The following is a 22,030-nucleotide window of genomic DNA, read 5'->3' as shown; positions in this document are numbered from 1 at the left end:
GCTCGCGCATGGCCTGGCCCAGGCATTCGGCATTCGCGCCGCAGGCATCGCGACTCCGGAGCATTCGACCTGCGCCTGTTTCACCGCGACGGCGCTGCCCCATGCATCGCACAAAAAAACCGCCCGGATCGCTCCGGGCGGTGTCGTTTCCAGCGGATGGTTCCGGATCAGTCGACCGCGCCATCCAGCCCGCGCCGCTTCAGCAGCGGCTCGATCTTCGGCTCCTGTCCGGTGAAGTCGCGGAACAGCTGCAGCGCGTCCTTGCTGCCGCCGCGCGAAAGCAGGGTGGCGCGGAAGCGGTCGCCGTTGGCGCGGGTGAGGCCGCCGTTCGCCTTGATCCATTCGACCGTGTTCGCGTCCAGCACTTCTGACCAGATGTAGGCGTAGTAGCCGGCTGCGTAGCCGCCCATGATATGGCTGAAGTACGGCGTGCGGTAGCGCGGCGGCACCGGCGCGTAGTCGGTGCCGTTCGCCTTCAATGCAGCGGCCTCGAACGCCATCACGCCGCCGGCCTCGGGGATCTTGTCGGCGCCGATCTGGTGCCAGCTCTGGTCGAGCATCGCCGAACCGAGGTATTCGGTGGTGGCGAAGCCCTGGTTGAACTTCGAGGTGGCCAGCACCTTGTCCAGCAGCGCCTTCGGCATCGGCGCGCCGGTCTGGTAGTGCTTGGCGTAATTCGCCAGCACGCTCGGCCAGTCGGACCACATCTCGTTGACCTGCGACGGGAACTCGACGAAGTCGCGCGGCACGCTGGTGCCGCTGAAGTACGGGTACTTCACGTTCGAGAACATGCCGTGCAGCGCATGGCCGAACTCGTGGAACATCGTGGTCACCTCGTCCCAGGTCAGCAGGGTCGGGCCGCTGGCCGGCTTGGTGATGTTGAGGTGGTTGGCCACCACCGGCAGGTTGCCGGTCAGCGCGGACTGCTCGACGTAGGAGTTCATCCACGCGCCGCCGCGCTTGGACGGCCGCGCGTACATGTCGGCCAGGAAGATCGCCAGCTGCTTGCCGTCCGCGTCGTACACGTCGTACACCAGCACGTCGGGGTTGTAGACCGGCAGGTCCTTGCGTTGCTTGAAGCTGAGCCCGTAGAGCTGGCCGGCGGCGTAGAACACGCCGTTCTCCAGCACGTTCTTCATCTCCAGGTAGGGCTTGAGCTGGCTTTCGTCGAAGTCGTACTTCTCGGCGCGCACCTTCTCGGTGTAGTACGCCCAGTCCCACGGCTGCAGCGCGAACGTCGGCTCGCCCTTGGCCGCCTGCTCCTTGTCGATCATCGCCTGGATCGCCGCGCCCTCGCGCTTCGCGTTGGCCACCGCCGGCGGCGCCAGCTTGGTCAGCATGGCGTTGACCGCTTCGGGCGTCTTCGCCGTCTCGTCGGCCAGCACGTAGGCGGCGTAGGTGGGATAGCCGAGCATGGTCGCCTTCTCGGCGCGCAGCTTCAGCACCTTCGACACGATCGCGGTGTTGTCAAACTGGTTGCCGCGGCTGCCGCGCACGATCGACGCCTGGTGCAGGCGTTCGCGCAGGGCACGGTTCTGCAGTTGGGCTTCCGGTGGTTGCCCGGTGGTGTTGAGCAGGGCGATCACGTACTTGCCGTCCAGGCCCTTCTGTTTGGCCGCAGCGGCGGCGGCGCCGATCTGCTCGTCGGTGAGGCCGGCCAGTTCTTCCTTCGTGTCGACCACCACGGCGGAGTCGTTCACTTCGGCCAGCACGTTCTGGCTGAACTGGGTGCCCAGCTTCGCCAGCTCGCCGTTGATCGCCTTCAGGTGCGCCTTGTCGGCATCGGACAGCTTGGCGCCGGCGCGCACGAAGTCGGTGTGGTAGCGCTCGATCAGGCGCACGCCCTCGGCGTCCAGGCCCAGGCTGTCGCGCGTGTCGTACAGCTGCTGGATGCGCGCGAACAATGCCGGATCCAGCGAGATCGCGTCGCGATGCGCCGCCAGCTTCGGCGCGTACTCGGCCTGCAGCGCCTTGCGCGCGTCGTTGGTGTCCACGCCGACCAGGCTGAAGAACACGGTCGAGGTGCGGGAGAGGATCTGCCCGGATTTCTCCAGCGCGATGATGGTGTTGTCGAACGTGGGCGCCTCGGCGTTGCCGGCGATCGCCTGGACTTCCTTGAGATGCTCGGCCATGCCGCGGTCGAAGGCGGGCGCGAAATCGCTGTCCTTGATCTTGTCGAACTGCGGGTAGTGCAGCGGCAGCGGGCTTTCGCTGAAGAACGGATTGCCGGCGTCGGCGGCCACCGCATCGGTCTGCGCCTGCGACGTGGCGGATTCGTTCTTGCCGCTGCCGGTATCGGTGCAGGCGGCCATGGAGCCGGACAGGGCAATGGCCAGGGCCAGCGCGATGGGATGCTTCATCGGGACGGATCTCGTCGTGGGTAAACCCCGATCCTACCCAATGCCCGGCGTTCCCATCCATGACTAAAGCCATGGTCCGAGGCAATTCGTCGCAACCATCCGGTAGCGCAGGAGGGCGTGCCTGCGCGTCCGCGGTTTCAGCTCGCCGGCGCGACCGGAACGATCAACGCCGCCTTGTCCGCATGGGCCAACTGCACCGAGCTCGGCGTGATCGTCAGCATCGCGCCCATGACCAGCGCGCAAACGGCGAAGCAGACGGCGAACAGGCTGGCCAGGATCAGTGATTCGAATTTCATGACGTGTCTCCGGTTGATGGTGATGTTCCCTGTAGTGCATGGAGAGCAATCGCCGTGCCAACCCGTCAGACCTGCACAAACCGTTGTTTTTGCTGTCGCTGGCGAGACACTCCAGGGGCAGATCGTCTGTCCGCGGACAGCCGCCGAGGTGGCGCCGGACAGCCGGACAGGCGGACGCAGGCCCGCGCAAGGCGACGACCGCCCGGCTACGCCGCCAACCAGTGCCGCATCGCCCGGGTGACCGCCGCAGGCTGTTCCATCGGGCTCATGTGGCCGCTGTCTTCGACCACCACCAGCTCGGCCTGCGGCATCAGCGCCGCCATCTCCTCGTGCAGTGCCGGCGGGGTGAGCACGTCGTGCCGGCCGCACAGCACCAGCACCGGACAGGTCAGCCTGCGCAATGCCGCCGCGCCGTTTTCGCGCCGCATCGCGTTCTGCCGCATGAAAACCTCGCGGCCCTGGCGCAACGTCATCGCGTTGATCCGCTGCACCAGCGCGGTGTCGTGCAGGCGGTCCGTCGCGATGAAGCTCGGCAGCAGTTGCTCGGTCATGCCGCGGAACTCGCCGGGCAGGCTGACCGACTTGTTGGCCCCCCGCCGCTGCGCGATGCGTTCGGGCGTATCGGCGTGGAACGAGGTGTCGAGCAGCGCCAGCCGTTCGATGCGCTGCGGCGCCTGCCGGGCGATTTCCTGGGCGACGTAGCCGCCGAACGAAAAGCCGGCCAGCGCAAAACGCGGCGGCGCCGTCGCCAGCACCTGGCCGGCCAGTCCGGCGATGCTGTCGCCGTGGCCCAGGTCGGCGACCCGGCCATCGGCGACATCGGCAAGACCCGTCAACTGGTCGCGCCACAGGTCTTCGTCGCACAGGAATCCGGGAAGCAGCAGCAACGGCGGCCGAAGGTCAGTCACGAGCATGCCAGGCAATCAAAAGGGGAAGCATTATCGGCTAGCGCGCCGGTCGCGGCACGACGACATCGCCGTCCGACAAACCCTGCGCCTGGAGCTGGACGGATCAGGTCGCGTCAGTCCACGTCGCCTCGATGTCGGCCTTCACCAGGTCATCCAGCGCCGCCGGCGCCACACCTTGCATGTCGAACATGCGGCCGTGCCGCACGCCGGCGTAATCGCCATCGCGGCGGAACGTCGCCGTCCAGATGACGCGGCCAGCGCTCGCCTGTTCGTAATCGCCTTCGTAGGTAAAGCCGTTCTTCGTCTTGCCGGAGACCGTGGTCATGGCGGGAGCCTCCTGGCGTGGTGACCGCCAGCATAGCCCTTTACCGTCGCTGCAAGGCGATGACTCCCGGCGGCAGCCGGCCGCGGACTCCGGACGTCAGCCGGCGTCGGCCAGCGGCATGTCGCCCACGGCGACATCGAGCGCCTGCAGCGAGACGGTCTTGCGCCCGCCATGCAGCAGCTGACGACCCACTTCGCGAAAACCCAGCCTGGCATGGAAACGTTCGGACGCCGGGTTGGGCGGTTCGACGTCGAACTCGCAGGTGATCAGCGGTACCGCGTCGTGCACCGCCAGCGCATGGAGTTCGCGGTAGAGCCGGCTGCCGGCGCCGCGCGCCTGCGTGCTGCCGGCCACCACGATGCGATCCACGTAGAGAAAGCGCGGATAGCGCTGCGCAAACCAGTGGTAGTTCGGACTGTCGTAGTCCGCCCCCTCGCGGAACGCGAGCAGGAATGCGCCGATCCGCGCATCGCTTTCGATCACCCGATGCCATGCCGCCTGCGCATGCAGGCGCGCCAGCCGCGCACTGTCGAGTGGACTCAGTACGGCCACGAACGCCTCGTTGAGGGCGAGGATGGCGGGAAAGTCGGCGGGAGTGGCGTCGCGCAGCATGGTCATGAAAGGGCTCCGAGCCGCAGGGGAATCATGGTATCCGGAACGATCGCGCACGCGTGAACCTCGCGCGAAGCCGGACGGCTTCAAGCCACGCAGGCTTCCGGGCCACCAACGGCGGCGCGCCATCACGCCGGCGCGCCGCACTCCCGCAAACCTATTCGGTGCCGCCCTCCGCGTACTTCTCGTGCAACGCCACCGGCGCGACCTGCCTGTTCGCGCGCCGGCGGATCCACAGGTTGATCAGCTCCACGAACACCGAGAAGGCCATTGCGGCATAGATGTAGCCCTTGGGAATGTGCTGGCCGAAGCCGTCCGCCACAAGCACCAGGCCGATCATGATCAGGAAGCTCAGCGCGAGCACCTTGACCGTGGGGTGGCGCTCGACGAACTCGCCGATGGGCCGGGCAAACACCAGCATGAAACCGATCGAGGCGAGGATCGCGGTAACCATCACCCAGCGCTCGTCGACCATGCCGACCGCGGTGATGATGGAGTCGAGCGAGAACACGATGTCGAGCAGCATGATCTGCGCGATCACGCCGCCGAACGTCGCTGCCGCCGCGCCCACCGTGACCTGCTCGGTGGCGCCTTCCAGCTTCTGGTGGATTTCATGCGTGGCCTTGCCGATCAGGAACAGGCCGCCGCCGATCAGGATCAGGTCACGCCACGAGAACGCATGCCCGGCCACCGAGAACAGCGGCGCGGTCAGCCCGACGATCCAGGCGATCGCAAGCAACAGCCCCAGGCGGGTGACCGCCGCCAGGATGATGCCGACGCGGCGCGCCTTGTCGCGTCGCTCCGCCGGCAGCTTGCCGGCCAGGATCGAGATGAAAATGATGTTGTCGATGCCGAGCACCAGCTCAAGCGCGGTCAGCGTGGCGAGGGCGATCCAGATTTCGGGATTGGCCAGCAATTCCATGGGAAGTCTCTTCGATGGACGGGGGGGTGCACGCCATCACACCGCTGACGGCGTGACGGCACGGTTGTGGGCGCAAAAAAGCGGAACCGTCGCTGCTCAGAAATCGAACAACTCCCCCAGCAACGACTTGCGCCGCCTGGGCCGATGCTCGTGCTGCGGGTGATCGCCATGGTGATCGCCGCGATGCGGCGGCGGATAGTCGCCTTTGAACCGGGCCGCCGGCGCGGGCGCTGGAGCCGCCAGTTCCGCGCGCTCGATGAGCCGGTCGAGCTCACCGCGGTCGAGCCAGATGCCGCGGCAGCTGGGGCAATAATCGATTTCGATGCCCTGACGATCGGTCATCGACAGGTTCACGTCTTTGCAGGCGGGACACAGCATGGGGTATTCCTCGGGTGTTGCGTGAAGGGGTGGCGCCAGCCACGCCGATGCGCGGGCCAGCCTGCCGGGACAGGCCCCGGCAAACAGAAACGGTGAGCGCGCCAACGCGCTTCACGACTTCGGATGGACGTCCAGTGGCATGCGGATGCTCCAGCAAGGCTCGAAAGGCCACGGCGGACAGGCATCTGTGATGGACGCACCTTCGCCGTGGAACGGCGAAGGTCTTGCTCGCAAATCGCCTGGCGATTTGCTGCTGCACCGGGGCAAAAGCCCGTAATGACGGCGACAGCGACTGGGAGCTACTCCCCTTCAACGCCGGATGCTAGCACAGCTTCGGCACGCGATTCCGCCGCATGACGCGGTCGACTCAGTCGAGGCATTCCGGAATCAGCGCGGACAGATCGGTCACGCCGATGTCGACGCCGAGCTGGCTGAACAAGGTGGTGACCTGGCCGCGATGGTGGGTCTGGTGATTGAAGACATGACGCAGCACCAGCCCGGACCGTTTGGCGTGGTATTCGCCGGCGCTGTTCACGTAGCGCAGCGGCCGTCCATACAACGCATCGGTGGCTTCGCAAGTGAAGTCCACGATCGCCGCATCCATCGCCTCGCGCCCGCTGCGCAGCCGCGCGAAATCGGGAAACGTGATGCCGCGGACCAGTTCCGGCAACGGCAGCGCGCGCACGGCATCCAGCGAGGCCAGGTCGGGCAAGGCTGCCGCGAAACGCTTCATCCAGTGCGTATCGGCGGCGAGGATGTGGTCCAGCGTGGCGGCGATCGAACCGAAGAACGCGCCCCGGTCCGCGTGCCACTGCACCTCGTCCAGCTGCGCGGCGGCGGCATAGAGCCGCGCATTCATCCACTGGTTGTAGCGGGCCATCAGTTCGAAATCGAGTTTGAGCGACATGGCGTTCCGGATGTGTTGAATCCGGGCAAGAGTACTGCCGTCACCCTGCGGAAATGCATGCTGCGCCGGATGGGTTTTCACGGAACGCTGCGACGGTGGTTACATCTGCTCTACCATCGCACGGCCGCATCACTCCTTATGCGATCGACGAGTTGGGCTTCATGCTGGCGCTGGTATGCATCGTGGTGGCGGTGGTGTTCTGGCAAGCGAGTTGCGGCCAGCCTGCGACAATGCTGCTGACGGATGCCGGTCAACGCGACGGCGCCGCCTGCGGCACGCCTGTTTTCACCGGCAGGCCGAAATCGGGCGTACCGTCACTGCGCCAGTCGAAACGCTGGATGCGCGGCGATCGCTGCTTGCATTTCCAGCCCGGCCCGGTAGTGGCGTGATAGATGATCCAGTCCTGCTTGCCGTCGGGCGATTTGAAGAAGCCGTTGTGGCCGGGCGCATAGACACCGTTCGCCGCCGATTGCGCAAACACCGGCTGCGCGGATTTGGTCCATGACGCCGGATCGGTCAGGTCGGCATCCGCACTGGCGCTGAGCAGGCCCAGCGCGTAGTCGTCCGACCAGCATGCGCTGGCCGAATAGGTCAGGAACACCTTGCCGGACGGCCCCTGGAGAAACTCGGGACCTTCCAGGATCTTGCGCCCGCCCTGCATTTCCCAGCGATGGGTCGGATGCGCGATATCCACCTGCTGCGGCGACAGCGTCCACGGGTTCGCCATCGGCGCGATGATCAGATCGCTGTGATCGCCGATATACGCCGAGTAGACGAAATACAGTCGTCCATGAAGTTCGAACACTGTGCCGTCGATGCCGGCGTGGTCGGTTTTCAACATGCCCTTGTCGATCCACTCGCCGCGGGTGGGATCGTCCGAGGCGTTCTCCAGCACGAAGCTGTGGCGATGGGCGTCGTCGTCATGCCGGCGATCGGACGCGCTGTAGTAGAGATACCACTTGCCCTTGAGGTAATGCAGCTCCGGCGCCCAGACCGAATGGGAGTTGGGTCCATTCGCCGGCGCACGCCACACCACCACCGGTGTCGTCTCGGCCAGTCGCGTGATGTCGCGCGTCTTCCACAGCGCGATGCGATCGCCGAGCGTATGGGTGTAGTAGTACCAGCCGTCGCGCTGGGCCACCCAGGGATCGGGACCGGAAGGCAGCAGCGGGTTGCTGAACGTCGCGGCGGCCGCCGTCGCCGTACGCGCCGCCACGGGTGCGCACAGCAGCATGGCCGCGAGTGCGGCGAGCGTGACCCGCATCAGCATGGTCCCGGCCCCCTCGCCTCGCCGCATTACTGCCCGATCTCGCGCAGCGGTTTGCCGGCCATCAGGTTGCGTTCGATCTGCTCCAGCGTGACGCCCTTGGTTTCCGGGATCAGCAGGAAGGTGATCACCAGGAACACCAGGTTGAGCCCCGCATACAGCCAGAACGTCGCGGCATTGCCGATGCCGTTGAGCAGGCTCAGGAAGGTCACGCCGACGATCATATTGGCGATCCAGTTGGTGAAGGTCGAGCAGCCGATGCCGAAGTCGCGGCCCTTCAACGGCTGCACCTCCGAGCACAGCGTCCAGATCAGCGGCCCGGCCGACATCGCGAAGCCGACGATGAAGGTCAGCAGCATCGCCACGGTGAACATCTGCTCGACGTGCGTCCGGATGCCCAGATGCATCATCGTGCCGACGACGCCAAGGCCCAGCGCCATCACCGTGAAGCCGATATAGAGGATCGGCTTGCGGCCGAGCCTGTCGACCAGCCCGATCGCGATGAAGGTGGCCAGCACATTGACCAGGCCGACGACCGCGGTGAACCACATCTGCGATTCGGTGTTGTAGCCCATCCCCTCGAAGATGCGCGGCGCGTAGTACATCACCACGTTCATGCCGGTGAACTGCTGCATCACCTGCAGCAGCACGCCCAGCCCGACCGAGCGACGGAAATTGGAGTTCTGCAGGAACAGGTGCCAGCCGCGCTGCGGCGTCTTCAGCTGTTCCTCGATGTCGGCCACTTCGCTGACGACCACCGCGGCGTCGCCACGCAGGCGGGTCAGCACCACGACCGCTTCGGCCCTGCGTCCGCGCATCATCAGCCAGCGCGGGCTGTCCGGCAGCAACAGCACGCCGAGCAGGAACAGCGCGCCGGGAATCGCGATCACGCCGAGCATCCAGCGCCAGTTGCCCGAATAGCTGAAGGCGGTGTCGGACAGGAACGCGACCAGGATGCCGATGGTGATCATCAGCTGGTAGGTGGAGATCATCGCGCCACGAATGCGCACCGGCGCGACCTCGGCCAGGTACAGCGGCGCGGTGAAGGTGGCCACGCCGATGGCCAGGCCGAGCACGAAGCGCGCGCCGATCAGGGTGGCCGGCGACCACGCCCAGCCGCTCAGCAGCGAGCCGGCGACGAACAGGGTGGCGGCGAGTATCAGCGAGCGTTTGCGGCCCAGCGCGGAGGACATCCAGCCGGCACCCAGCGCGCCGATGGCCGCGCCCAGCATCATCGCGCTGACGATCCACTCGATGGTCCGGTCGTCGATCCGGAACTCGGCCTGGATGAACTGCGTGGCGCCGGAAATGACGCCGATGTCCAGGCCGAACATCAACCCGGCCAGCGCCGCCAGCACACACGTGAAGATGGTCGCAGCCCTGGGGTGCGCTTTGATCGGTTCGGCGATGGCGTTCATGGATGGCTCCGGGTGGAAGGTGCACCGCTTGGCGGTGTCGTAGGTGACGATGCATGAAGAGAGTTGTGGCGTTTGCGCACGTCCGCGCTGCGCGGCATGCCGGCAAAACGCGGTTCCGGCAGGCCTTGCACCGGCGACGCCACGCAGAACAGATGGCCCGCTTGCGGATCGTCGCGCCATGCCTGCGCGGACAGGCCATCGCGGGCGCTGGTGATGTAGAGCGTATCCAGCGCGCCGCCGCCGAGTGCGGGCCGGGTCGGCTGCCGGACGGGCACGCTCACGACGAGGTCCTGGCGTCCGTCCGGCGTGTAGCGCACCACGCGGCCCATGCCCCATTGCGCGTTCCACAGGCCGCCTTCGGCATCCACCGTGGAGCCGTCCGGCTCGCCGTCGATGGCACGCAGGTCCAGCCAGTCCTCGGCGACGCCGACGCTGCCGTCGACGGCATAGGCGCAGCGCTGGATGACCCGCCTCGGCGAGTCGCAAAAATACATCGTGCGCCCGTCGGGACTGAACGCCAGGCTGTTGGAGATCGCCACGTGGCCGAGATCGAGCCGGTGCAGCGACAGATCCGCATCGAAGCGGTAGAAACTGCCGACGGGCTGTTTCGGGCCGCCATCGCGCGGCTCGTGCAAGGTGCCGAACACGAAGCGCCCTTCGCGATCGCAGACGCCATCGTTGAGCCGCGTGGGCAGCCCGGCCTCGACTTCGCACAACGGCTCCAGCGCGCCGCTGGGCAGGTGGAAGAAACCCAGCCGCGTGGCCAGGCCAAGCAGCAGCCAGTCGTCGTCTTCGCACAGCGCGAACGAGGCGAGCCGTTCCGGCATCGGCCAGGTATCGGTGGCCCCGTCCGTCGGGCGATGACGCCACAAGGTGGATGCCTGGATATCGGTCCAGTACAGCGCCTGCGCGCGCGGGCACCACAGGACGCCTTCGCCCAGCAGGTTGCCGGCGTCGAGCACGCTGGTGGCGACGATGCCGCTCACACCCAGCCGCCGTCGACGATGAAGTCCTGGCCGGTGCACATGCGGCTGTCGTCGGCCGCGAGAAACAGCGCGGCGCGGGCCAGGTCCGGCGCCATCAGGTGATCGGGCAGGCACTGCCGGCGGGCGATTTCCGCCTCGCCTTCCGCATCGAGCCACAGCTCGCGCTGCTTGTCGGTGATCACCCAGCCCGGCACCAGGCAGTTGATGCGGATGCGGTCGCGGCCGAGCGAACGCGCCAGGCCGTTGACCAGTCCGCGCACGCCAGCCTTGGCCATGGCGTACATCGGGTAACCGTCGTTCTTGATCATCCAGCCGGTCGAGCCCAGGCAGATCACCGAGCCGCCGCCCAGCGCACGCATGTCGTCGACCACCGCCTGGGTGGCGAAATACTGATGACGCAGATTGACCGCGACACTGCGCTCGAAATCCGCCGCGGTGGTGCCGGCCAGCGCATGACGCACGTCGTTGGCGGCGTTGTTGATCAGCACCGCGATCGGGCCCAAGTGCGCGCGCGCTTCGGCAATCGCCGCGCCCAGGGCGTCGAGATCGGTGACGTCGCAGCGCAGGAACAGCGGCGCGTGCGCGACGTCGCCCAGGCCGTGCTGCAAGGCATCGGCACCGGCGCTGTCGATGTCCAGGAACGCCACCCGCGCGCCCTGTTGCGCAAAGGCCGCGACGAACGCGGCGCCGATGCCGGTGGCGCCGCCGGTGATGAGCACCGTGCGATCGGCGAGGCTGGGATAACAGGCGAAAGCGGACATGGCGTGCGTTCCGGGGTCGGGGGGTCGGGCGCCTACCATTCGGCGACGCTGCCGTCGGCGTGGCGCCAGATCGGATTGCGCCAGCGATGACCGACCTTCGCGCGCTCGGCCACGTATTCCTCGTTGACGGTGATGCCCAGGCCCGGTCCGTTCGGAATGGTGACGAAGCCGTCGTCGTAGGCGAACACGCTGCGGTCGCTGACGTAGTCGAGCAGGTCGTTGCTGGCGTTGTAGTGGATGCCCAGGCTCTGTTCCTGGATGAAGGCGTTGTGGCAGACGCCATCGAGCTGCAGGTTCGCGGCCAGCGCGATCGGGCCGAGCGGGCAATGCAAGGCCAGCGCCACGTCATAGGCTTCGGCCATCGCTGCGATCTTGCGCGTTTCGGTGATGCCGCCCGCGTGCGACGGATCGGGCTGGATGATGTCGACGCCGCCGGTGGCCAGCACGCGCTTGAAGTCGTAGCGCGAATACAGCCGCTCGCCCAGCGCAATCGGCGCCGGCGTGATCGCGGCCAGCTCGGGGATCGCCTCGAGATGGTCGGACAGCACCGGCTCCTCGATGAACATCAGCTTGAACGGCGCCAGCTCGCGCATCAGCACCTTGGCCATCGGCTTGTGCACGCGGCCGTGGAAATCCAGGCCCAGCCCGATGTTGGGGCCGACCGCGTCGCGCACCGCCTGCACGTTCTCCAGCACGCGCTCGACCTTGTCGTAGGTGTCGACGAACTGCAGCTCCTCGGTGGCATTCATCTTCACCGCGCTGAAACCGCGCGCGACCGCATCGACCGCCGCCTTGGCGGTGTCCGACGGGCGATCGCCGCCGATCCACGAATACACGCGGATGCGCGAACGCACCGGCCCGCCCAGCAGGACGTGCACCGGCACGTTGAGGTCCTTGCCCTTGATGTCCCACAGCGCCTGGTCGATGCCGGCGATCGCGCTCATCAGGATCGGACCTCCGCGGTAGAAGCCGCCGCGGTACATCAGGCTCCAGAGATCCTCGACGTGCCGCGGATCCTTGCCGATCAGATAGTCGGCGAGTTCGTCGACGGCGGCGGCCACGGTATGCGCGCGGCCCTCGACCACCGGCTCGCCCCAGCCGCTGAGGCCTTCGTCGGTGTCGATGCGCACGAACAGCCAGCGCGGCGGAACCAGGTAGGTGGTCAGGCTTGTGATCTTCATGCGCGTCGTGTGTCCCTGTTGCCCGATTCGGTGGAAGACGAAACCCATGCGAGGGCGAAAGCGCGTGCCGCGTCCGCCACCTCGGCAACGCTGCGGCCCGGTGCGTACAGCGCCGAACCGATGCCGAAGCCGGCCGCCCCGGCGCGGCGGTAGACCGCCATGCCCTCCGGGCCGATGCCGCCGACGGGCAGCAGCGGAACCTCCGGCGGCAGGATCGCGCGCCACGCGCGCAGCACCGCAGGCGTGACCAACTCGGCGGGAAATGCCTTCAACGCATCGGCACCGGCACGCAACGCGGCGAACGCTTCGGTCGGCGTGGACACGCCGGGCACGCAGAACAGGCCCGCGCTTTTCGCTGCGGCGATCACCTGGGTATCGGCATGCGGCATCACGATCACCTTGCCGCCGGCACGGGCAACGTCCGCGACGGCATCGACGGTCAGCACGGTGCCGGCGCCGATCAGGCAGCGATCGCCCAGCGCGTCGGCGAGCAGTCGGATGCTTTCCAGCGGGCGCGGCGAATTGAGCGGCACTTCGAGGATGCGGAAGCCGGCGTCCGCGATGGCGGTGCCGATGGCCACCGATTCCTCCGGGCGCAGGCCACGCAGGATGGCGATCAACGGCAAGGGCTCGAGCCAGCTGCGGAACATCAGTGTTCTCCGTAAACAAGGGGCGTTTCGCCGACCAGGGCGGCAGCGCGAGCGATGCGCCAAAGGCCGTGCGCGGACGCCTCCAGGACCGTATCGAGTTTGGCCAGGTTGAACGCCGTCGCCGCGCGGCTGTAGCGTGCGCACAGCGACTCGTCACCGACCAGCAGCGGCGGCGCATCGCCGCGCAGCCAGCCGGAGGCCAGCCCGGCGCGCAGCTCTTCCCCGATCAGCAGGCCCGACAGGTAATCGGGCACCGCCCCGGGCGCCAGCCGGCCGTCGAGCATCAACGCTCGCGCCGAAAACAGTTTCGTCAGCGCACCGGCGGCGGCGCTGTCGCGCGCCGCGCGCACGCCGGCATCGAACGCATCGGTATCCAGGGCCGAAGCGGTCGCGCCGGGAAGGCCCGCACCGAGGATCGAATGCTCGCGCAGGATGGCGTAGAGCTCGCCGGTCATCATCGTCGCGAGGCGCACGATGCGACCGTCGCGCACGTCGATCCATTTGCTGTGCGTGCCGGGCAGCAGCAGGCACACGTGGCCGGCGAGTTCCGGCCGCAACGCCAGCGCGCCGATCACCTGGGTTTCCTCGCCGCGCATCACGTCCACGCTCAACGCATCGCGCACGCCGGGAATGATGCCGACACGGCGGCCATCCGCGCTGCGCACGTCGACGATGCCGGCCGCCAGGGCGTCGATGCCCGCGGGGGTATCGACATAGCCAACCTCGCGCCAGCCCTGCCGGCTGCCGACCATGCCCGCCGCCAGCACCGGCGCGCTCGGCCAGCCCTCGCAGATCGACGACAGTGCCGCATCGAAACCGCCTTCCGGCAGATGGCGTATGCCCCACGCGCGGCTGCGCGTTTCATGCACGGCGCCATCGCCATCGAACAGCATCGCCCGCAAGCGCGACGTACCCCAGTCGAGACCGATCAGCCAGTGCATGGTTTCAGGCCTTGCCCGCGCTGCGACGGCGCTTTTCCATGTTCGCGCGCGAGTCGGCGACCATGCGCAGCATGGCGCGGCGTGCCGCGTCCGGCTGGCGGCGGCGGATCGCCTCCAGCACCTTCTGGTGATGCGGCAGCGAGTACTTGAAATCCTTGGCGGTACGCGCCGACAGCACGAAGAAGGTTCCCAATGCCGTCTCGATCACCGAGAAAAGCGAGGTCATCAGCTCGTTGTTGGTCGCGTTGAGCACGGCTTCATGGAACGCGAGATCCGCTTCCGCCCAGGCGTTGAGATCCTTCGCCCGGTCCATCGCGGCGTAGGCGGCATCGAGCCGTTCGAGCTGCTCGACGCTGCAGCGCACCGCAGCGGCCGCGGCGGCGGCCGGCTCGATCACTTCGCGCATCTCGACCAGCTTGCGCACGAAATCCTCGGTGGGCATCAACGCGCAGCGCCAGCCCAGCACGTCGGCATCGAGCTGGTGCCAGAAGCGCGGATCGCGCACGCGCGTGCCGACCTTGGGGCGCGATTCCACCAGCCCCTTCGCCGAGAGGACCTTCATCGCTTCGCGCAACGCCGTGCGGCTCACTTCCATCTGGTCGGCGAGGGTTTCCTCGCGCGGCAGCAATTCGCCGGGGCGCAGCTCGCCGCCCACGATGCGCTGCCCGAGCTCATGCACGACGTGCCCGTGCAGGTTGCGCGTCGGCGTGGAACCGAGCGTGCGCCGGGTCTTTCCCGATGCGGCCCGCTTTCCTGCGGTCAGTGGCCGCGCCACGGCCGCGGCTGCCGCGGCTTTCGCCGCGGGCCTGGAAACTTCCTTGATCGTCTTATTTGTCATACAAGTGGGTTATATCAGACCGTGTTGGCAGCGTCATCATTGTGACGGAAGTTTTTTGCATGGATGCCTCGAAGACCCGCACGGAATGGCACCAGCCCGGCATTCATGCAACTCGTTTGCCGTCCCCTTTTTGGCTTCGAACCACGCTGTGTTTGGTGCTTAGCACACCTTGTCGCACTCAAGCCGTGGCGCAGTACCGGCCCGATCATACACCTCGCGACTGCTGCAGCGCGTCATCGAAAAGCGCATCCCGACGCCGATCCCGGCGCGCCCGATCCGGCATGACCAACGGCCGGGTTACTTGCATATTGTCCTACAATATGATCGCATAGCTCCCACGCCTTGTCCGGCGAATCCGACACCAAGCGGGAAGGGTTGATGAAGCGAGCAGAGTGGATCACGGGCCTGTTTTGTGCCGCGGCATTGACGATGCCGGTGACGGCACGGTCGGCCAGCGCCACGCGTGGCGTCTTCGGGACGCTGGACGATGGCAGCAAGGTGGAGTCGGTCACGCTGACCAACTCGCACGGGATCAGCGCGCGGGTCATGACGCTCGGCGCCAGCCTGCAGTCGCTGACCACGCCGGACCGCCGCGGCAAGAGCGCGGACATCGTCCTGGGCTACGCCAAGGTCGGCAGCTACCTCGACCAGCCGCAGTATTTCGGCGCCACCGTGGGCCGCTACGCGAACCGCATCGCCAAGGGCAAGTTCAGCATCGACGGCCGCAACTACAGCACGCCGACCAACGATGGGCCCAACTCCCTGCATGGCGGCAGCAAGGGCTTCGACAAGGTGCTGTGGACGGTGGCGGACGTGAAGCAGGACGCCAGGCAGGCCAGCGTGACCCTTCGCTACGTGAGCCCGGATGGCGAGATGGGCTACCCGGGCAACCTCACCGTCACGGCCACCTACACGCTGGACGAAGACAACCGGCTGTCGATCGACTACCGCGCCACCACCGACAAGGCGACCCTCGTCAACCTGAGCAACCACACCTACTGGAACCTCGGCGGCGAAGGCTCCGGCAGCGTGATGGACCAGCGCCTGACGATTCCCGCCGACAGCTACCTGCCGGTCGATGCCACCTCGATTCCCACCGGCGAGTTCGCCAGCGTCGCCGGTACGCCGTTCGATTTCCGCCAGCCCAAGCCGATCGGCCGCGATATCCGCACCGGCAGCGACCAGCAGTTGCTCAACGGGCGTGGCTACGACCACAACTGGGTGATCAGCCGCCGGGCCAGCGCTGCGCCACGCATGGTGGCGCGCGTGGAGGATCCGGCATCCGGCCGCGTGCTGACGCTGACCTCGTCGCAACCGGGGCTGCAGTTCTATTCGGGCAATTTCCTCAACGGCACCACCGTGGGCCCCGCCGGCCGCATCTACCGGCAAGGCGATGCGTTCGTGCTGGAGCCGCAATTGTTCCCGGACACGCCGAACCATCCGGATTTCGGTTCCGCCGTGCTCAGGCCGGGCCAGACCTACCGCAACCTGATGGTCTACCGGTTCTCCACCGTCAACCACTGATTCCACCGCCAGGGACTCGCCCGCCGGCATGGGCGATCGACACATCCCGTCCGACCCGTACGCATCGCTCTGTATTTTATATGACAAATAGCGGCAACCCTGGAGGCAGCGCCGCTCCGGGACGACTGCCGATTCAGCTGAAGGGGTTCCGAAGAACATGAAACGCGTCTTGCTTGCCGCAACATTCGCCCTCGCCGCGCTCGTCGCCGTACCCTCGCATGCCGCGGATGCGCGCTGGTCGGCAGCCAAGGCCAACGCCTGGTATGCGCAGCAGAAATGGCTGGTCGGCAGCAACTACGTGCCGGCCGATGCGATCAATGAGCTCGAGATGTGGCAGGCGGCCACGTTCGACCCGAAACGCATCGATCTCGAATTCGGCTGGGCGCAGAAGCTCGGCATGAACACGATGCGCGTGTTCCTGCACGACCAGCTCTGGCAGCAGGATCCGAAGGGTTTCGAGAAGCGCATCGACGCGTTCCTGGCGATCGCCGACCGCCACGGCATCAAGCCGATCTTCGTGCTGTTCGACTCGTGCTGGGATCCGGATCCGAAACTGGGCCCGCAACATCCGCCGATCCCCGGCGTGCACAACTCCGGCTGGGTGCAGAGTCCGGGCGCCTCGCTGGCCGATGCCAGCCAGTACCCGCGCTTCGAGCGCTACGTCAAGGGCATCGTCGGTCATTTCGCCAACGACAAGCGCATCCTCGCGTGGGACGTGTGGAACGAGCCGGACAATCCCGGCGGCGGGAATTACCAGAAGCAGGAAGCGCCGAACAAGATCGAGCTCGTCGCCAGGTTATTGCCGCAGGTATTCGACTGGGCGCGCAGCGCGCACCCGGTGCAGCCGCTGACCAGCGGCCTGTGGCACAACCCGGACTGGTCCAAACTCGACCAGCTCAATGCCGTCGAGCGCACGCAGATCACCCAGTCCGACGTGATCAGTTTCCACAGCTACGACTGGCCGGAAGGGTTCAACCAGCGGGTGGATCAACTGGTGGGCTATGGCCGTCCGCTGATCTGCACCGAGTACATGGCACGCGGCGCGGGTTCGACCATCGATGGCGTGCTGCCGCTGGCGAAGAAGCGCGATGTCGGCATGGTCAATTGGGGTTTCGTCGACGGCCGTACGCAAACCCGGTTTCCGTGGGACTCCTGGCAGCACCCGTATACCGCGCAGGAACCCCCGATCTGGTTCCACGACCTGCTGCATGGCGATGGCACGCCGTATCGCCAGCGCGAGGCGGACATCCTGCGCAGCCTGACCGCGGCACCGCGTGGCGTGGTGCCCGAAGAAGCGAAGGCGTTGCCGGCGACGACGCCGGCGCCGCAATGACGTGAAGCGCGGCTCCGGTCGCGCGAATGGATGGACCGACAACCGACGGCGGACGGATCGATGCGCGCGACGCGGGTCGTTCCTCCGGATTTCTCGATGACATCACCGCAAAAGACACCGGCCGTACCGGCCAGACCACACCTCTGAGGGGAGGCCTTCACATGACCCGCAACCGCATACAAGTCACCTTGCTCGCCACGATGATCGCCGCAGCGCTGTCGCCGGCGTACGCCGCGACGCCGTCGCCGGCGCCCACCACCAGTACGCCGCCACCCACGCAGGATTCCACCGCCGCGTCGACCACCGCGCCGGCGACGACCGCCGCGGAGCGGGAGAAGAAACGCAGGGCGGCCGAACAGACGGTCACCAATCTTTCCGGCGTCACGGTGACGCCGCTGCGCAGCAGCCTGCAAAGCGCGCAGTCGATCAAGCAGGATGCGCGCATGGTGGTCGACTCGATCGTCGCCGAGGACATCGGCAAGCTGCCCGACAACAGTGTCGCCGATGCCATGCAGCGCATCACCGGCGTGCAGGTGGCGCAGGGTTTCCAGGGCGAGACCAACTCGGTGGTGATCCGCGGCCTGCCCAACGTGGTCACCACGCTCAACGGCCGCGAGCTCTTCAGCGGCGTGGGCCGCAGCTTCGCCTTCCAGAACCTGCCGTCGACCGCGGTCAAGGCGATCAAGGTCTACAAGTCCAGCGAAGCCAGCCTGCTCGATGGCGGCATCGCCGGCCTGGTCGACATGGAACTGTTCCGTCCCTTCGACTTCGAGGGCTCCAAACTCGCCGCGACGTATACCCAGACCCACAGCAAGTACACCGGGCATAGCGATCCGAACTTCAGCGTGCTGATGAGCAATCGCTGGAACACCGATATCGGCGAATTCGGCGCGCTGCTGAATACCTCGTTCATGGCGCAGCACTACGAGTACGACGCGGTCTGGGGCGACTTCCCGAAGGTGCTGACCGATGGCAGCGGTACGCCGATCACCAGCGGCGGCAACCTGGTGGCGGCCCCCAACGGCTTCGGTGCCGACTACAACATCGGCCGGCGCCAGCGCCCCGAGATCAACTACGCGCTGCAGTGGAAGCCCAACGAGAGCACCGAGTTCTACGCCGAGGGCATCTACGACTGGGTGTCGGACGACTACAGCCAGCCGTTCTACTTCAGCTTCCCGGTCGGCGCGGTCACGCCGGACAACCTCAGCGTGGGCAACACCTGCTATGCGAACCAGCTGACCGGCTCGCCGTACTACGGGCAGACCATCTGCGACGCCAACGGCGGCAGCTGGACCGGCAACACGTATGCGGCCACCAGCACCCAGGCGCACCAGCAGCACGGGCACGACATCCAGAACTCGATCGGCGTGAAATGGCATGGCGACCGCCTGCGCCTGTCGTCCGACGTGTCGCTCAACTCGTCCTCGTTCAACGACAATACGTTCATCATCGACACCTTCCTGAAGGGGCCGATCACGACGGTATGGAACGGCACCGCCGGCAACCAGCAGAACTGGACGCTGGGCGGCAACCCGCAACTGGACCCGTCGAACTACTACCTCAATGGCCTGTTCCAGACCTGGCACACCGAGCGCGGCAAGGAATACGCGTGGCGCGGCGACGGTACCTGGGACATCAACGGCAGCTTCTTCAGCTATCTCGACTTCGGCCTGCGCGCCGCCGATCACAAGGCCGAGTACATCGGCAGCGTGGAGATCTCCACGCCGCCGCCCGGCGGCGCCGGTACCGGCAACATCACCGCGACGCCGAACCCGGCCAACCAGGTGGTCGCGAACTTCCCGAGCAGCTTCTTCTGCAACATGCCGACCACCTCGGCCATTCCGGTGTCGTGGCTGACCGGCTGCTTCAACTACCTGACCCAGAACGCCGACGCCTTGCGCAACTTCTACGGCCTGCCTTCCGGCCTGGCCGCGGAAAACCCGGGCCGCTACTACCATATCGACGAGAAGACCTATGCGGCCTACGTGCAGGCGGGTTACGACACCGAGCTGTTCGGCATGCCGGTGGACGGCCTGATGGGTTTCCGCATGGAACGCGTCAAGCGCGGCCTCGACGCGTTCTCGTACGACGCCTCGACCAACATCTATTCGCCGCTGTCGACGTCGACCAGCGCGCCGGTCTACCTGCCCAACCTCAGCTTCAACCTGCACCTGACCGATGCGCTGCAGCTGCGTTTGGTCGGGGCGAAAACCGTCAGCTATCCGGGCTTCGGCCAGCTCAATCCGTCGCTCTCGCTCAACCCGGGCACGATCAATCGCGCGGGCGCGGCATCCAGCGGCAACCCGGACCTGAAGCCGATCAAGTCGAACAACTACGACGCCTCGCTGGAGTGGTACTTCGCGCCGGCCGGCTACATCAGCGGCGGCGTGTTCTATCGCGACATCAACGGCTACATCCAGAACTACGTGACCGACGTGACGATCAACGGCGATGCCTACCAGTTGTCCTCGCCGCAGAGCGCCGGCAGCGGTCACCTCGACGGCGCCGAGGTCGCCTATCAGCAGTTCTTCGACTTCCTGCCGGGCGCACTCAGCGGCCTCGGCGTGCAGTTGAACTACACCTACATCGAGGGTTCGACCCGCTCGCCGCAGTACATCGGCGGGCCGGTGGTGGTGTCGCCGCTGCAGGGCGTGTCGAAGAACAACGGCAATGCGGTGCTCATGTACGAGAAGTACGGCGTGTCCGCCCGACTGGCCTACAACTACCGCAGCCGCTTCATCGACTTCTTCACGCAGCCGACCGTGGCGGGCGTGAACGACGAGGTCGCGCCGGCCAACCAGCTCGATTTCTCCGTCGCCTACGACCTCAACAAGCACAGCACGGTGGTCCTGACCGCGACCAATCTCACCGGCGAAAACCTGCACCAGTACTGGGGCGACGGCAGCTCGCGTCCGCGCGACATCCGCTACCAGGACCGCACCATCGGGTTGGGCATCCGCCTCAAGTTGTGAGTGCTTGCAGCGATGGCGGCGCCCCTCCCCTGCCGCCATCGCTGCCTCTTTGCACGAGGCAGCCTTGCCTGCGGATGACGTTGAGGGAAACGCGTGACCTGCGGAGAGTTGATGAAACGGCATACGTGCCTGCTGCTGATGACCGTCGCCCTGGCGCTCGCCAGCGGATCCGGCCGGGCGGCAGGCACCCGCGGCTGGGTCGGCAGCTGGAGCGCGGCGATGATCCGCTCGCCGATCCCCGCCAACGCGCAGCTCGATGTGCCGCAGGCGGCCAGGCCACTGGCCGACCAGACCGTGCGCCAGATGGTGCTGCTGAGCGCGGGCGGCCGACGAGTGCGCATCCGCCTCGCCAATACCTTCGGCACCCGGGCGCTGACCCTGCGCGCGGTCAGCGTGGGCGTGCGGGCGCCGGCCGGCAACGGCAGCCTGATACCGTCGAGCCTGCACGCGCTGCGTTTCGACGGCGCGGCCAGCGTGACGATTCCCGCCGGCACCAGCCGCTACAGCGATCCGCTGCCGCTCGCCGTGCATGCCGGCGATACACTGGGCGTCAGCCTCTACGTGGCACAGGCGATCGCGCCCAGCACGTGGCATCCCGATTCGGTCAACGACAACTTCATCTCGGTCGGCGGCGATTACACCGACGCGGCGACGATGCCGGTCGCCGGCACGATCGACTCGAACGACTGGCTGTCCGGCGTCGAGGTCGAACCGGAGGTGCCGACCTCGGCGATCGTGGCGCTGGGCGATTCGATCACCAATGGCTTCCGCTCCACCGTCAACACCGACCGGCGCTATCCGGACCTGCTGGCACGCCGCTTGCGCGAGGTGGACAAGAACATCTGCCGCCACGCCGTGTTGAACGCCGGCATCGACGGCAACCAGGTCAGCGCGTTCTACGGCACGTTCGGCCAGGGCCAGAGCATGCGCAAGCGCTTCCACCGCGACGTGCTCGCGCAGCAAGGTGTGCGCGCGGTACTGCTGCTTGGCGGCATCAACGACATCGGCGAGCCCACCATGGTCGCCGCCAAGCAACACCGAAGCGTCGATGGCGATCTCCTCGCCGGGCATGTCATCGACGGCCTGCGCGACATCATCGGACAGGCGCACGACGCCGGCCTGCGCATCTATGGCGCGACCGTGCTGCCGTTCGCCGGCACCCAGGGCGCGTACTCCGCGGCGGGCGAACACGCGCGTGCAAGGGTCAACGACTGGATCCGCCATCACGCCGGCTACGACGCGGTCATCGACTTCGACGCCGCGCTGCGCGATCCCGCACACCCGCTGCAATTGCGGCCCGAGCTCGACAGCGGCGATCACATCCACCCCAACGACGCGGGTTATCGCGCCATGGCCGCAGCCATTCCGCTGCAACTGTTCGGTTGCGCGCGGCGCGCGCAGGCCGCGGTCTCCACCGCGCCCCACCCCAGACCCTGACGAGCGAAAAGCCC

20 protein-coding genes are annotated in these 22,030 nt (G+C 66.9%); 4 read left to right on the top strand and 16 right to left on the bottom strand.

Going from position 1 to position 22,030, the window contains the following annotated elements; genetic code table 11:
* Nucleotides 1-167: 167 nt before the first annotated feature.
* The 16 genes from ABIE04_RS16780 to ABIE04_RS16705 form a co-directional block, all read right to left on the bottom strand.
* On the bottom strand, nucleotides 168-2,360 hold the full coding sequence (locus tag ABIE04_RS16780; protein WP_354552869.1) for a M3 family metallopeptidase: 2,193 nt from the start codon (nucleotides 2,358-2,360) through the stop codon (nucleotides 168-170).
* A 137-nt stretch (nucleotides 2,361-2,497) separates the two neighbouring features.
* Complete coding sequence (locus ABIE04_RS16775) at nucleotides 2,498-2,656, bottom strand: hypothetical protein (RefSeq protein ID WP_354552866.1); 159 nt, start codon at nucleotides 2,654-2,656, stop codon at nucleotides 2,498-2,500.
* 206 nt (nucleotides 2,657-2,862) lie between these two features.
* Nucleotides 2,863-3,564 (bottom strand): alpha/beta fold hydrolase, encoded by a 702-nt coding sequence (locus tag ABIE04_RS16770; protein WP_354552864.1) that lies wholly within the window; start codon nucleotides 3,562-3,564, stop codon nucleotides 2,863-2,865.
* 103 nt (nucleotides 3,565-3,667) lie between these two features.
* Complete coding sequence (locus tag ABIE04_RS16765; RefSeq protein ID WP_354552861.1) at nucleotides 3,668-3,889, bottom strand: TonB-dependent receptor; 222 nt, start codon at nucleotides 3,887-3,889, stop codon at nucleotides 3,668-3,670.
* A 96-nt stretch (nucleotides 3,890-3,985) separates the two neighbouring features.
* Nucleotides 3,986-4,507, bottom strand: a complete 522-nt coding sequence (locus ABIE04_RS16760) for a GNAT family N-acetyltransferase (protein WP_354552859.1) — start codon at nucleotides 4,505-4,507, stop codon at nucleotides 3,986-3,988.
* 151 nt (nucleotides 4,508-4,658) lie between these two features.
* Nucleotides 4,659-5,423, bottom strand: coding sequence for a TerC family protein (locus ABIE04_RS16755; RefSeq protein WP_354552856.1), 765 nt, complete (start codon nucleotides 5,421-5,423; stop codon nucleotides 4,659-4,661).
* Nucleotides 5,424-5,519: 96 nt separating this feature from the next.
* Complete coding sequence (locus ABIE04_RS16750) at nucleotides 5,520-5,801, bottom strand: zf-TFIIB domain-containing protein (protein ID WP_354552854.1); 282 nt, start codon at nucleotides 5,799-5,801, stop codon at nucleotides 5,520-5,522.
* 367 nt (nucleotides 5,802-6,168) lie between these two features.
* Entirely contained in the window at nucleotides 6,169-6,708 is a 540-nt protein-coding gene (locus ABIE04_RS16745) for a DinB family protein (RefSeq protein WP_354552852.1), read from the bottom strand.
* Nucleotides 6,709-6,958: 250 nt separating this feature from the next.
* Complete coding sequence (locus ABIE04_RS16740; RefSeq protein WP_354552850.1) at nucleotides 6,959-7,978, bottom strand: glycoside hydrolase family 43 protein; 1,020 nt, start codon at nucleotides 7,976-7,978, stop codon at nucleotides 6,959-6,961.
* Nucleotides 7,979-8,004: 26 nt separating this feature from the next.
* Nucleotides 8,005-9,393 carry a sugar porter family MFS transporter gene (locus tag ABIE04_RS16735; RefSeq protein ID WP_354552848.1) on the bottom strand — a complete coding sequence of 463 codons (1,389 nt, stop codon included), beginning with the start codon at nucleotides 9,391-9,393 and terminating at the stop codon, nucleotides 8,005-8,007.
* Nucleotides 9,390-10,379, bottom strand: a complete 990-nt coding sequence (locus ABIE04_RS16730; RefSeq protein WP_354552847.1) for an SMP-30/gluconolactonase/LRE family protein — start codon at nucleotides 10,377-10,379, stop codon at nucleotides 9,390-9,392. Before ABIE04_RS16730 ends, ABIE04_RS16735 begins: the two co-directional genes overlap by 4 nt.
* A complete protein-coding gene (locus ABIE04_RS16725; protein ID WP_354552846.1) occupies nucleotides 10,376-11,140 on the bottom strand; it encodes an SDR family NAD(P)-dependent oxidoreductase in 765 nt (254 codons plus the stop codon). Before ABIE04_RS16725 ends, ABIE04_RS16730 begins: the two co-directional genes overlap by 4 nt.
* Before the next feature lie 32 nt (nucleotides 11,141-11,172).
* Nucleotides 11,173-12,321 (bottom strand): galactonate dehydratase, encoded by a 1,149-nt coding sequence (gene dgoD, locus ABIE04_RS16720; RefSeq protein WP_354552845.1) that lies wholly within the window; start codon nucleotides 12,319-12,321, stop codon nucleotides 11,173-11,175.
* A complete protein-coding gene (locus ABIE04_RS16715) occupies nucleotides 12,318-12,971 on the bottom strand; it encodes a 2-dehydro-3-deoxy-6-phosphogalactonate aldolase (protein WP_354552842.1) in 654 nt (217 codons plus the stop codon). The genes dgoD and ABIE04_RS16715 overlap by 4 nt, the downstream gene beginning before the upstream one ends.
* Nucleotides 12,971-13,912: a 2-dehydro-3-deoxygalactonokinase gene (locus ABIE04_RS16710; protein WP_354552840.1), complete on the bottom strand. Its 942-nt coding sequence runs from the start codon at nucleotides 13,910-13,912 to the stop codon at nucleotides 12,971-12,973. Before ABIE04_RS16710 ends, ABIE04_RS16715 begins: the two co-directional genes overlap by 1 nt.
* 4 nt (nucleotides 13,913-13,916) lie before the next feature.
* Complete coding sequence (locus ABIE04_RS16705; protein ID WP_354552838.1) at nucleotides 13,917-14,687, bottom strand: FadR/GntR family transcriptional regulator; 771 nt, start codon at nucleotides 14,685-14,687, stop codon at nucleotides 13,917-13,919.
* Between the two features lie 441 nt (nucleotides 14,688-15,128).
* Here ABIE04_RS16705 and ABIE04_RS16700 point away from each other — a divergent pair, with 441 nt between their 5' ends.
* From ABIE04_RS16700 to ABIE04_RS16685, 4 genes are all read left to right on the top strand, one after another.
* Nucleotides 15,129-16,274 (top strand): aldose epimerase family protein, encoded by a 1,146-nt coding sequence (locus ABIE04_RS16700; RefSeq protein ID WP_354552835.1) that lies wholly within the window; start codon nucleotides 15,129-15,131, stop codon nucleotides 16,272-16,274.
* Between the two features lie 157 nt (nucleotides 16,275-16,431).
* Nucleotides 16,432-17,607, top strand: coding sequence for a 1,4-beta-xylanase (locus ABIE04_RS16695; protein WP_354552833.1), 1,176 nt, complete (start codon nucleotides 16,432-16,434; stop codon nucleotides 17,605-17,607).
* 161 nt (nucleotides 17,608-17,768) lie between these two features.
* Nucleotides 17,769-20,579, top strand: coding sequence for a TonB-dependent receptor (locus tag ABIE04_RS16690; protein WP_354552831.1), 2,811 nt, complete (start codon nucleotides 17,769-17,771; stop codon nucleotides 20,577-20,579).
* Between the two features lie 111 nt (nucleotides 20,580-20,690).
* On the top strand, nucleotides 20,691-22,016 hold the full coding sequence (locus ABIE04_RS16685) for an SGNH/GDSL hydrolase family protein (protein ID WP_354552828.1): 1,326 nt from the start codon (nucleotides 20,691-20,693) through the stop codon (nucleotides 22,014-22,016).
* Nucleotides 22,017-22,030 lie beyond the last annotated feature (14 nt).

It is taken from the genome of Rhodanobacter soli (genome assembly GCF_040548735.1).
GTDB classification, from domain to species: domain Bacteria; phylum Pseudomonadota; class Gammaproteobacteria; order Xanthomonadales; family Rhodanobacteraceae; genus Rhodanobacter; species Rhodanobacter soli_A.
This window is presented reverse-complemented; position numbering and strand designations above follow the sequence as displayed.

Coding starts and splice junctions, on each gene's coding strand:
- ABIE04_RS16745 (WP_354552852.1), bottom strand. CDS start 6,708: ATGTCGCTCAAACTCGATTTCGAACTGATGGCCCGCTACAACCAGTGG.
- ABIE04_RS16735 (WP_354552848.1), bottom strand. CDS start 9,393: ATGAACGCCATCGCCGAACCGATCAAAGCGCACCCCAGGGCTGCGACC.
- ABIE04_RS16685 (WP_354552828.1), top strand. CDS start 20,691: ATGAAACGGCATACGTGCCTGCTGCTGATGACCGTCGCCCTGGCGCTC.
- dgoD (WP_354552845.1), bottom strand. CDS start 12,321: ATGAAGATCACAAGCCTGACCACCTACCTGGTTCCGCCGCGCTGGCTG.
- ABIE04_RS16725 (WP_354552846.1), bottom strand. CDS start 11,140: ATGTCCGCTTTCGCCTGTTATCCCAGCCTCGCCGATCGCACGGTGCTC.
- ABIE04_RS16710 (WP_354552840.1), bottom strand. CDS start 13,912: ATGCACTGGCTGATCGGTCTCGACTGGGGTACGTCGCGCTTGCGGGCG.
- ABIE04_RS16690 (WP_354552831.1), top strand. CDS start 17,769: ATGACCCGCAACCGCATACAAGTCACCTTGCTCGCCACGATGATCGCC.
- ABIE04_RS16715 (WP_354552842.1), bottom strand. CDS start 12,971: ATGTTCCGCAGCTGGCTCGAGCCCTTGCCGTTGATCGCCATCCTGCGT.
- ABIE04_RS16695 (WP_354552833.1), top strand. CDS start 16,432: ATGAAACGCGTCTTGCTTGCCGCAACATTCGCCCTCGCCGCGCTCGTC.
- ABIE04_RS16755 (WP_354552856.1), bottom strand. CDS start 5,423: ATGGAATTGCTGGCCAATCCCGAAATCTGGATCGCCCTCGCCACGCTG.
- ABIE04_RS16750 (WP_354552854.1), bottom strand. CDS start 5,801: ATGCTGTGTCCCGCCTGCAAAGACGTGAACCTGTCGATGACCGATCGT.
- ABIE04_RS16775 (WP_354552866.1), bottom strand. CDS start 2,656: ATGAAATTCGAATCACTGATCCTGGCCAGCCTGTTCGCCGTCTGCTTC.
- ABIE04_RS16765 (WP_354552861.1), bottom strand. CDS start 3,889: ATGACCACGGTCTCCGGCAAGACGAAGAACGGCTTTACCTACGAAGGC.
- ABIE04_RS16740 (WP_354552850.1), bottom strand. CDS start 7,978: ATGCTGATGCGGGTCACGCTCGCCGCACTCGCGGCCATGCTGCTGTGC.
- ABIE04_RS16700 (WP_354552835.1), top strand. CDS start 15,129: ATGAAGCGAGCAGAGTGGATCACGGGCCTGTTTTGTGCCGCGGCATTG.
- ABIE04_RS16780 (WP_354552869.1), bottom strand. CDS start 2,360: ATGAAGCATCCCATCGCGCTGGCCCTGGCCATTGCCCTGTCCGGCTCC.
- ABIE04_RS16760 (WP_354552859.1), bottom strand. CDS start 4,507: ATGACCATGCTGCGCGACGCCACTCCCGCCGACTTTCCCGCCATCCTC.